The sequence below is a fragment of the Streptomyces otsuchiensis genome (assembly GCF_004305975.1).
Classification (GTDB): Bacteria; Actinomycetota; Actinomycetes; order Streptomycetales; family Streptomycetaceae; genus Streptomyces; species Streptomyces otsuchiensis.
The window spans coordinates 1-6,078 of sequence record NZ_BHZI01000324.1 but is presented as its reverse complement, the minus strand read 5'-3'; the positions used below and the strand labels follow the sequence as shown (position 1 = coordinate 6,078).

5 protein-coding genes are annotated in these 6,078 nt (G+C 73.7%); 4 read left to right on the top strand and 1 reads right to left on the bottom strand.

Annotation, left to right across the window (positions count from 1 at the left end; all coding sequences use genetic code 11):
- The 3 genes from E0D90_RS22745 to E0D90_RS22735 form a co-directional block, all read left to right on the top strand.
- The coding region (locus E0D90_RS22745; RefSeq protein ID WP_194116932.1) for a ComEA family DNA-binding protein at nt 1-824 on the top strand (824 nt) is incomplete at its 5' end.
- A 285-nt stretch (nt 825-1,109) separates the two neighbouring features.
- A complete protein-coding gene (locus E0D90_RS22740) occupies nt 1,110-3,536 on the top strand; it encodes a ComEC/Rec2 family competence protein (RefSeq protein ID WP_130799878.1) in 2,427 nt (808 codons plus the stop codon).
- Between the two features lie 230 nt (nt 3,537-3,766).
- A complete protein-coding gene (locus tag E0D90_RS22735) occupies nt 3,767-4,576 on the top strand; it encodes an arylamine N-acetyltransferase family protein (RefSeq protein ID WP_130799877.1) in 810 nt (269 codons plus the stop codon).
- 134 nt (nt 4,577-4,710) lie between these two features.
- Here E0D90_RS22735 and E0D90_RS22730 read toward each other — a convergent pair whose 3' ends face one another.
- On the bottom strand, nt 4,711-4,956 hold the full coding sequence (locus E0D90_RS22730; protein WP_103503824.1) for a hypothetical protein: 246 nt from the start codon (nt 4,954-4,956) through the stop codon (nt 4,711-4,713).
- A gap of 48 nt (nt 4,957-5,004) precedes the next feature.
- Here E0D90_RS22730 and holA point away from each other — a divergent pair, with 48 nt between their 5' ends.
- Nucleotides 5,005-6,018, top strand: a complete 1,014-nt coding sequence (gene holA, locus E0D90_RS22725; protein WP_130799876.1) for a DNA polymerase III subunit delta — start codon at nt 5,005-5,007, stop codon at nt 6,016-6,018.
- Nucleotides 6,019-6,078: the final 60 nt, after the last annotated feature.

The window sequence follows — 6,078 nt, the reverse complement described above, 5'->3', positions numbered from 1 at the left end:
GGCGTACGGTGCCCGCCCACTCGCACCGCGGCCTCTCCACCGGTCCCGTAGAAGAGTCCGTCGCTGTCGAGGACGACCCCCGGAAACAGCGGCTACCCGGCCGGCTGCCGCTGCTGCTGCGCGCGAGGCTGGCGGTGCGGGAGCGGATCCCGGGTTGGGCCGGGGCTCGCTGTGGCGTCGAGCCGAGAACGCTGGCCGCTGTGTGCGTGGTGCTCGCGGTGGCCGTCGGCTTCGCGGTGCACCACTACTGGACCGGGCGGCCCCAGGCTGTGGCGGCGACCACCCCCACGGTCACCGCCTCGGTCCAGCCCGAACCGTCGGCCGCCGCTGCGGCACCCCCGTCCCCGGCCTCGCTCGGTACGGCGCACGGCTCCGACCCGACCGGTGGCCCCGTCGTCGTCGATGTCGCGGGTGACGTGCTGGAGCCGGGCGTCCTGACCCTTCCACCGGGGTCACGGGTGGCCGACGCCATCGAGGCGGCGGGCGGACCGGCGCCCGGAGCCGAGACCGAGGGCATCAACCGGGCCCGGATTCTGACCGATGGTGAGCACATCCGGGTGGGCGGGCCGGACGAGGCCGGTGTCTCCGTCTCCGCCGGTGGCGCCGGCTCCGTGGCCGGTGTGGCGGCCGACGGGCTGATCAGGCTGAACGTCGCCACAGCGCAGGAGCTGGAAGCACTGCCCGGCGTCGGGCCGGTGCTGGCGGGAAGCATCGTCTCCTACCGCGAGCAGCACGGGCACTTCACCTCCGTGGACCAGCTGCTGTCGGTCTCCGGTATCGGCGAGACCAGGCTGGCCGACATCAGGGAGCGGGTGGTCCTGTGATCGCCACAGCGCGTGCCCGGCCGGCTCCGACACCAACCAGCCCTTGTGCCCATCCACCCGGCGACCCCGGGGCGGGCCGCCTCCGGCGCGGCGCCGCCATCCTCCTCCGACGTCTGAGCGCGACGATCGCGCCGCTCTCCGAGGGGCCGCGCGCCGCTGAGGGTCCCGGTCGCCCCACGCCGGCGCGGGGCCGCCCGCCCGGTGGCGCACAGCGCGTCACCGTCAGCGGCCGAGCCGCTGCCCCCAGCCTGTTGTCGCCGTCCGAGCAGGAGAACAAGCCAGGCGATGAGCGCCCTCGCCACAACGGAGACCACGCCTGCCGACGACGAGGGGGACGATCCACCACCGCTGCCCGAGCCCTTCGATCTCCGGTTGGTCCCACCGGCGATGACAGCGTGGGCCGCGGCAGCCCTGGCGCTGGAGCTCACCACGCGCCAGAGCGTGCTCCTGGTAGTGGGCTGCGCGCTCGCGGCGGCCCTGGCCGGGTGCGTGGCGCTGCGGCCGGGGCGGCCCCTCACGGTGGCTGTCGCCCTTGCTCTGGTGGCCGGCGCCGCCGGTGGTGCCTCGGCCGGGCTCCACGCCGCGGCGGCCCGCTCGGGCCCGCTACCGGGGCTCGCCGAGCGCGAGGCGGTGGTGACGGCCGAAGTGATGCTCACCGGCGATCCCCGTCTGGCCCGGCCCAAGGCCGGGGCCTGGAGCCGGCCCGTGCTGGTGCCGGCCACGGTCGACACGGTGAGCGTGCCCGGCGGCTCGGCGACCCGCGTGCGCACACCGGTCCTGTTGATCGTCTCCGAGCCGGACGACGGCTGGCTGCGGCTGCTGCCGTCCACGCGGCTGCAGTTGTCCGCCCGTACCGCCCCGCCCTCCGGGAGTGGTGCGGACATCGCGGCGGTGCTGTTCGTCCGTGGCTCCGGGCCACCGCAGCCACTGGCCGGACCGTCCGCAGTGCAGCGGGCGGCCGGGATGCTCAGGGAGAGGCTGCGCGAGGCAACCGACGGCCTTCCCGCCGATCCGCGTGGACTGCTGCCCGCTCTGATCGTCGGCGATCCCTCACGGGTGCCGGAGGACCTCGACGAGGCGGTCCGGGCGACGGACCTGACCCACATGATCGTCGTGTCCGGGGCGCATCTGTCTCTGGTGCTGGCAGTGCTGATCGGCAGCGCCGGAACCGCGTCGCGCGCGGAACGCGGTGGCCTCGCGGCCCGTTTCGGGGTGCCGCTGCGTGTCACGGCGATTCTCGGCGGCGCGCTGGTCCTCGGATTCGTGGTTCTGTGCCGGCCCGGCCCCAGCGTGCTGCGGGCCGCCGTCTGTGGCGCCATCACCCTGCTCGCCATCGCCACCGGCCGCAGACGGTCCCTCCTGCCGGCGCTGGCGGCGGCCACTCTGCTGCTGATCCTCTACGACCCTACGCACGCCCAGTCCTTCGGATTCCTGCTCTCCGTGCTGGCCACCGGTGCGCTCCTGACGATCGCGCCCGGATGGAGCCTGGCCCTGCAACGGCGCGGCGTGCCACCGAGACTGGCGGAGGGACTGGCGGTGGCGGCAGCGGCCCAGTCGGTGTGCGCACCGGTCGTCGCCGTCTTCTCGGCGCGGGTCAGTCTGGTGGCGATCCCCGCCAACCTGCTGGCCGAACTCGCCTTCGCTCCCGTCCTGGTCATCGGCTGGACGGCGATGCTGGTCGCACCGGTGGCGATGCCGCCGGCCGAGGCCTTGGCCTGGCTGGCTTCCTGGCCCGCACGCTGGATCGCATGGGTGGCGCGTACCGGAGCGGCCCTCCCCGGCGCCGAGTTCGGCTGGCCGGACGGATGGTGGGGAGCAGCGCTGCTCGCGGCCCTGACGGTCGCTCTGGTGACGCTCGCGCGCGTGCTGCCCCGCCACCCCTGGCTGGCGGCGGGATGCGCGTTGCTGGTGCTGCTCGCCGCGGTGCGGCCGCAACCGCTCACCCAGTGGCTGTCCGGCTGGCCACCTCCTGGCTGGTCGCTGGTGGCCTGCGACGTGGGTCAGGGGGACGCCCTGGTGCTCTCGGCCGGCCCGGGCGCCGCGGTGGTGGTGGACGCCGGGCCCGACCCCGGTTCGGTGGACGACTGTCTGCGGACGCTCGGCGTACGGCACGTGCCCCTGGTGGTGCTCAGCCACTTCCACGCCGACCATGTCGGTGGTCTGGCTGGGGTGTTGCGTGGGCGCACCGTCGGGGAGATCCACACCACGGGTGTTCGCGACCCCGCGTCGCAGGCGGAGTTGGTGTCCGGCCTCGCCTCAGCCGCCGGAGTACCGATACGGGAGGTCGCGGCAGGCGAGGGCGGAGCGGTCGGCGAGCTGAGCTGGGAGGTGCTGTGGCCGCCCGGTGGAGCGACGGCGCTGGGAGCCAACGACGCCAGCGTGACCCTGCTGGTGCGGGCCGCGGAGCTGACGATGTTGCTGCCGGGAGACCTGGAGCCCCCGGCCCAGCGTCAACTGCTCGCGGCTCACCCCGACCTCCCGCCGGTGGATGTGCTGAAAGTGGCACACCACGGCTCCGCCTACCAGGAACCGGCTCTACTGGACGCGATTCGTCCCCGGTGGGCGGTGGTGTCGGCGGGAGCCGACAACACCTATGGACATCCGGCGCCCGCGACGCTCCGGGCGTTGGAGGAAGCCGGGGCGACGGTGCTGCGCACCGATGTCCACGGGGGAGTAGCCCTCACACCGGCCGGCGCCGTGGTGATGCCGTGAGACGCGGTTGTGGCGCCGGGGCGGGGGCAGGCCGGGGCCACAACATGGTGGCCGCGTGGGGCAGCGCTCTTGGCGGGACCCCGGCGACGGTGCCGGTCGCCCGGGGGCCCACCCCACCCGAGGGCGGTGCGGGGGCCACACGATCCGCCGGTCGCCCCGGCCGGGCAGGACTTCAGGACCAGGGCCGCGGCCCGATCCGTGGAAGGAGCCCCCGACGGTATAACGACGTCATGGATGAGCAGCTTGTTGACGACTACCTGGCACGGATCGGAGCCGAGCGGCCGGCGGTCGCCGACGCTGAGGCGCTGCGCGGCCTCCAGCGGCTCCACCGGTACGCCGTTCCGTTCGAGAACCTCTCGATCCACCGCGGAGAGGACATCGACCTGGTCGCGGAACGGCTGGTGGAGAAGATCGTGGCCCGTGGACGGGGCGGCTTCTGCTACGAGTTGAACGGTGCCTTCGCCGCGCTCCTCACCCGTCTCGGCTATGAGGTCACCCTCCTGGAGGCACGGGTCTTCGACGACGGCGCCCCCGGACTGCCCTACGACCACCTCACGCTGCGGGTGAAGACGGCCGACGCTGCCACGCCCTGGCTGGTCGATGTCGGGTTCGGCCGCTTCACGGAGGAACCGCTGCTCTTCGACAGCCGGGAGGACCAGCACGACGAGCGCGGAGTGTTCAAGATCGTGGAGCTGCCGGACGGAGACCTCGACGTACATGCCGACGGCCGCCCGCAGTACCGGCTCTCCACCCGGCCGCGTTCGCTGCCGGAGTTCATGGCGACGTGTTGGTACCACCGGACCTCGCCCAGGTCGCCGTTCACCAGATCCCTGATCTGCTCCCTGCCGATCCCCGACGGGACGGTCACGCTCAGCGGGCGCAGGCTGAAGACGACCGTCGCCGAGGAGGTCACCGAACGGGAGCTACCGGACGCGGAGTCGGTGCTGGCCGCCTACCGCGAACACTTCGGCATCACGCTCGACGAGGAGCCGACGGTCGGTGTCCCACCCGGAGTCCTGCGCGACCGGCCCGCCCAATAGCCCGGATCCTGAACCGAGGTCGGATCCAGATCCGAGGCCGAGCCCGGGGCCTAGCCGGAGGCCGGTGACGAGGGACCGGCCGGAGGGGCGGGCCGGCCCGCCGGTCAGGGACGGAGCGTCCGGGGCGTGGGCGCTCAGTCCCGCTCCAGCCACCCCTCGTGCTCCTCGGCCAGCTCCGCGAGCCGTCGCGGATCGTGTCTCCGGCCAGGGTCCTCGATGACGAGGAGCCACTGCGCGTCCTCCGCGTCGTCCTCTCCGGCCAGCGCCTCGCGGACGAGTTGGGGTTCGGAGTCCAGCGTGAACAGGTCGGGCAGTTCCTCGGCCAGGGCCTCGGCCGCGTCCCGGTCGGGCAGCACCAGGATGTGTCGTACGTCGGTCACCGGCACATTGTGCCCGGCTGTCGGTGGCGCGTGGGATGCTGGTCCGCGATGGCTGGGAAGAAGCAGGCTGACGGCAGTGGCAACGACGATCTCCTCGCCGCGGTGACCGTGGCGGTGGGGCAGGAGGAGTTGCTGCTCGACCGCGCCGTACGGCAGGTGGTGGACGCGGCGCGGGCCGCCGACCCGGACACGGACGTCCGCGATCTGGCCGTCGGGACCCTCCAGGCCGGGGGGCTGGCCGAGATCACCAGCCCGTCGCTCTTCGCGGAGCGCAAGGTGGTCGTGGTGCGGCAGTCCCAGGATCTGCCCGCCGATGTGGTCAAGGAGGTCAAGGCGTACCTGACCTCTCCCGTGGAGGACATCAGCCTGGTCCTGCTCCATCCCGGTGGCGCCAAAGGCAAAGGGCTGCTCGACGCCGCCAGGAAGGCAGGCGCCCGTGAGGTCGCCTGTCCGAAGATGACGAAGCCCGCAGACCGCCTGGCGTTCGTGCGGAACGAGTTCCGGGCGGCAGGCCGCAGCGCCACGCCCGCCGCGTGCCAGGCGCTGGTCGACGCCATCGGCAGTGATCTGCGTGAACTGGCCTCGGCCTGCTCGCAGCTCGCGGCGGACATCGAGGGCACCATCGACGAGGCCGTGGTCGCCCGGTACTACACCGGGCGGGCCGAGGCATCCAGCTTCACCGTCGCCGACCGCGCGGTGGAGGGCCGGACCGCCGAAGCGCTGGAGGCGCTGCGCTGGTCGCTCTCCACGGGGGTGGCCCCCGTGCTGGTCAGCAGCGCGCTGGCGCAGGGTGTGCGGGCCATCGGAAAGCTGGCGTCCGCCCCGCCACGCATGTCACCGGGAGAGCTGGCCCGGGAACTGGGGATGCCGCCGTGGAAGATCGACCGGGTGCGGCAGCAACTGCGCGGCTGGACGCCGGACGGGGTTGCCACGGCCGTGCGCGCGGTCGCCCAGGCGGACGCGGCGGTCAAGGGAGGCGGTGACGATCCCGCGTACGCGCTGGAGAAGGCCGTGGTGACCATCTCCACCGCCCGCTCGACCGGCGGCGCCCGCCGCTCCTGACCGTTCCCCGCCGTCTACCGCCGTCTACCGCCGGGCGACGCCCCCCACGCCTCCCTGCCC

Coding starts and splice junctions, on each gene's coding strand:
- E0D90_RS22735 (WP_130799877.1), top strand. CDS start 3,767: ATGGATGAGCAGCTTGTTGACGACTACCTGGCACGGATCGGAGCCGAG.
- holA (WP_130799876.1), top strand. CDS start 5,005: ATGGCTGGGAAGAAGCAGGCTGACGGCAGTGGCAACGACGATCTCCTC.
- E0D90_RS22740 (WP_130799878.1), top strand. CDS start 1,110: ATGAGCGCCCTCGCCACAACGGAGACCACGCCTGCCGACGACGAGGGG.